The 4,253-nt window shown below is 69.7% G+C and carries 4 protein-coding genes; all 4 read right to left on the bottom strand.

The features are described from left to right. Positions 1-61: 61 nt before the first annotated feature. The 4 genes from MJ783_RS22205 to MJ783_RS22190 all read right to left on the bottom strand — a co-directional run bounded on the left by MJ783_RS22205 (position 62) and on the right by MJ783_RS22190 (position 4,009). Positions 62-283: a hypothetical protein gene (locus MJ783_RS22205; RefSeq protein ID WP_239313586.1), complete on the bottom strand. Its 222-nt coding sequence runs from the start codon at positions 281-283 to the stop codon at positions 62-64. A gap of 98 nt (positions 284-381) precedes the next feature. Then, on the bottom strand, positions 382-1,377 hold the full coding sequence (holA, locus tag MJ783_RS22200) for a DNA polymerase III subunit delta (protein ID WP_239313583.1): 996 nt from the start codon (positions 1,375-1,377) through the stop codon (positions 382-384). Between the two features lie 78 nt (positions 1,378-1,455). Continuing rightward, positions 1,456-3,033 (bottom strand): ComEC/Rec2 family competence protein, encoded by a 1,578-nt coding sequence (locus tag MJ783_RS22195; RefSeq protein ID WP_239313580.1) that lies wholly within the window; start codon positions 3,031-3,033, stop codon positions 1,456-1,458. Positions 3,034-3,088: 55 nt separating this feature from the next. Further along, the gene (locus tag MJ783_RS22190; RefSeq protein WP_239313577.1) at positions 3,089-4,009 is read right to left on the bottom strand and encodes a ComEA family DNA-binding protein; all 921 of its coding nucleotides are present in this window, start codon (positions 4,007-4,009) and stop codon (positions 3,089-3,091) included. Between the last annotated feature and the right edge of the window lie 244 nt (positions 4,010-4,253).

Here is a 4,253-nt window from a genome sequence, read left to right as displayed (position 1 = left end):
CCCCTATTGCCGGTCGCTCGAAGTCGTTGTAGGGCGTTCGCGCTGGTGAACATGTTTACGCTTAGAGCGTCCGGCAGTGGGAACGCTCTTGTTTGCCAGTGGGCGCTTGCAGCATGATTTTGATCATGTTGTCATAAGCCGCCATACCAGCTGCCAGCAGCGGAAGCGCCACGATCACCCATGCGCTTGCCAGATCCGTCAGGGCGATGATAATCCCGATAATCACGCTGCCGGCGCCGAGGAACCCTCGTGACCGGTGACGGCCCAGCGGCGCGATACCCACCGGTGCGGCACCCGTTGCGCCGTCGTCACCACGGCTGGCGCCGGGTCGCTCGATCCCGGCTGAGCGCTCCCGATCCGAACCGGATGAGGTACCGGAAGTCACCGGCGCACTCCCGCCGCGCGGCCACGAACCGCCACAATCTCAGTGACCAGGCGTTCCAACCCGTAGGCCGGGTCAGCAGCCCCGCCCTTGACGGCCGCGTCCGCCGCGCTGGTGGCCTGCATCGCCCGCGCCAGCCCCTCATCGCTCCAGGCCTGAGCCGCCCGCAGAGACCGTTCCACCTTCCAGTCAGGCATGCCAAGGCCGCGGGCTATCTCCCAGGTGGAGCCACCACCGGCGGCGGCCACCCGGGCAAGATCCCGTAGCCCGGTGGTGAGAGCGCTCACCACGAGCACCGGAGGGACTCCGCTGCCCAGCGCCTGTCGCAGCGCGGTCAACGCCTGGGCCAGGTCTCCGGAGATCGCCGCATCCGCCACAGCGAAACCGGTTGTCTCCGCCCGTCCGCGATGATAAAGAGCCACCACAGCCTCGTTGACCAGGCCGCCCGAATCGGCAACCAACTGATCGCATACAGCCGCAAGCTCGCGCAGATCGCTGCCGACAGCGTCCGCCAGAGCCTTCACCGCGCCCGGGCTGATCTGACCACCCAGCCGGCGGATCTCAGCCGCGACGAAGTCGTGCCGGTCGCGAGGACGGGTGAGACGCGCCGCCGCAACCACCCGTGCCCCGGCAGCCTTCATCGCGTCCGCCAGCTTGCGGTTACGCACGGCACCGCTGTGCACGACGACAAGCACAACATCATCCAACGGCCGGGCCAGGTAGGCGAGCAACGCATCTCGGAGGTCGTCTGCCAACTCCTGCGCACCGCGAACCACCACGACGCGCAGCCCACCGAACATCGATGAGCTGGACAGATCAACGAGATCGCTGTCGGTCAGTTCGCCAGGCGCCCGATCCACGATCTCAGCTTGGGGGTCGTGGGCCCGAGCCGCGTTCACGACCGCATGGACCCCGCGGGTGACCAGCAGTTCCTCGTCCCCGGTGACAAGGACCAGCCGTGGCGGTGCGGATGTCGACGACACGCTGGGGAGCATGTCATGCGTGTGCTCCGTGGACTGCGATGCCCTCGCTGAAAGGTGCCGCCTGCCCGCACCCGGCCTCAGCATGGATTGTCATCTCGCGACCATCCATGATCGAAACATAAAGATCGCCTGGGCGGTGAACGCTCCGATCCCCGCCGCGGCGAGAACACGCCGGCCGCCGCGGCGGCGCAGCACGCTGAACGTCACTACGGTAGCCGCGACCAGGACCATGGCGCCAAGTGGGCCGGCCGGCCAACCGATCTGCGCTCCCGGCGCTCGCGCGGCGACTCGGGCAATCATGATCAACCACTTGCATGGCACGCCGGCAAGGGCCGCAAACAATCGGGCCAGCGGCATCCAGCAGACGGCGGCCACTGTGGCGAGTACCCCGAGGACCGTCGCCGGGGCCACTGCCGCATCGGCGAGCATGTTGGCTGGGATGGCGACGAGACTGACCCCACCACCGATCGCGGCCAGCACCGGTGCGCAGGCGACATGTGCCGCCGCGGCGACCGCGAGCAGTTCCGCCAACCACGTCGGCATCTGTCGCGACAGTCGCTCGCGCCAGCCTGGAGCAATGATCACCAGCCCCGCGGTGGCGAACACCGAAAGAGTGAAACCGACCGAACGAGCAAGATCGGGACTGACAAGGACAAGCATCAGCACTGTCGCACAGAGCGCGGGCAGAGCCCCCCGTTGCCGCCCGCTGCCCGCCGCGAGAATTCCGATCATCCCCATGACACTTGCGCGCAGAACGCTGGGTGACGGCCGGGCCAGGATGACGAAGCAGGACAGGGCCAACGCAACCCAGCCGGCCTGAAGCCACGGACCCAACCGGCTACGCCGGACGAGCAGCGTGGCCGCCGCGATGACGATCGCGCAGTTCGCGCCGGACACAGCGACCAGATGAGACATCCCGGCAACTCGGAAGTCGTCCTTGAGGCTCTCATCAAGATCGCTCGTGTCGCCGATGACAAGACCCGGCAGCAGCCCGCGAGGCGAGGCGTCCAGACCGGACACGGCATCACGGAGCCCCTGCCGGAGATGAGCCGCCACCGCCTGCACCGCCGACGGCCCACCGACCACCACCGGCGGGAGCCGCACGAAGATGACCGCGGCGACGACATCAGCCGCGCGCGGTGGCGCGAGATTACCTTCGGCGCGGATCCGCTGGCTCGGCAACAAGCCCGCCCAACCGGTCGCGGCCGCCAGCACGAGCACCGGCTGGCGCAGCCGGAACTCACGCCCGCCCGCTCGCAGCCGCTCCACCCGTACCGGGACTACGACCAGCTGGGTGCCGCCGGCACGGCTTATTCGCGGATCGCCGGTGAGCTTACCTTCGACGGTGGCAACCGCCCGAGCGGCGCCAAGATCAGAAAACGGGCCATGGGTACGAGCGCGGGTCGTGACGCCCGCGGTCAGGACCCCGGCCGCCAGGCAGGCCAACACCGCCAGGCCTGTTGCCGCGGGCCGCCACCGCCGCGGACGCCGCACCAGGGCGGCAGCGCACACCAGTGCCGCGCCCAGCAGCATCCCGTCGATCAGCAGCACGGCCGGGGCCAGGTCCGCCAGGCCGGCACCCGCCGCACCAGCCCAGGCGGCGAGCGCTGGCCCCGCGAGCCGGAGATCAACGGGGTGCTCCTCCCCGTCGGGTCCGGCCCTCGTCACGCCGGCCGCCCGCGCCGTGCGGTCGTTCCGGGCCGACCGGGCTGCCTGCCACCCATCAGACCGCGATCAATGGCAGGAGATCGGCGAGCCGCCGGTCACCAACGCCGGTCACCTCCCCCAACTGCCGGGGCGAGGTGAAGTCACCGTGGGCCTTGCGCCACTCGACGATCCGCTGTGCCAGCACTGGACCCACCCCCGGCAAGCCATCAAGAGCCTCGGCCGTGGCGGTGTTGAGATTCAACGGTGCCGAGGGCGCGGCACCCGACGATCCCGCGCCCTCGCCGGTGCCGGCGCCAGCCGGCTGCGGAGGCGCCGGCCCAGGACGGCCATCCACAAGGATCTGTTCTCCGTCCACCAGACGGCGCGCCAGCGCGAGACCCGTGGTTTCCGTTCCCGGTAGCACCCCGCCAGCCTGTGCAAGGCTGTCCACCACGCGGGATCCGGCGGGCAGGGTCAGGACGCCAGGGCTGCGCACCTTGCCCACGACCTCGACGACGATCTGCGCCGCCGGGCTCCGGACGGTGCCGCCCGATGACCAGAGCACCGGTTTCGAAGCAGCGCTGTCCGCGTCTGTCGGCACACGGCCCTGTGCCCGCTCCGACTGCGTCCCGCTGGGGAGAGCCGTCACAGACACCGGCCTGTTCCGCCAGGCGAACCAGCCAACCATCAACGCTGCGGCAAGCGCCACCACCACGAGCAACAGCGCTCCACGGATGGCTGGATCGACCAGGGCGCCGCGCGGAACCCGAGGGAAGCGTCCGGCAGGACCCGGCGGGCCGGACCCAACAACCGGCTGCCGCTCCGATCGACCGGGGGTGTCCTCGGCCGCGGGCTCGCCGAGCGCGGCAAGCCCGCTGGTCTCCCCGGTGAGGGTGCCAGAGCCTGCCGGCCGCTCCGCAACGTCGGGATCCACAGCCGAGGGCGCCGTACCGGCCATGGCTGGCGTCCACCATGCCGGAACGGTCAGCGGCGCCACGCCGTCCTTCCCGGGAGGGCTCGCCGACGGGTGACCGTCATGTCCACCCGGGGGCCGGATACCGGCGCCGCGGCTACCACGAGTAAACGAAGGAACAATCATGTCCACGACAGTAGGAGCCTTCGTCCGCTATAGCCTCTTTGACCGATTAGCTGTGGATAATCAGGTTTTATCCACAGCTAATCGGTCAGGTCAGCCGGTGTCGGACACCGGCTGAGATGCTGGCGGCATGCGTGCGGCGGCG

The sequence above is a fragment of the Protofrankia sp. Cj3 genome (genome assembly GCF_917627355.1).
In the GTDB taxonomy this organism is placed as follows: Bacteria; Actinomycetota; Actinomycetes; order Frankiales; family Frankiaceae; genus Protofrankia.
This window is presented reverse-complemented; position numbering and strand designations above follow the sequence as displayed.

Coding starts and splice junctions, on each gene's coding strand:
- holA (WP_239313583.1), bottom strand. CDS start 1,377: ATGCTCCCCAGCGTGTCGTCGACATCCGCACCGCCACGGCTGGTCCTT.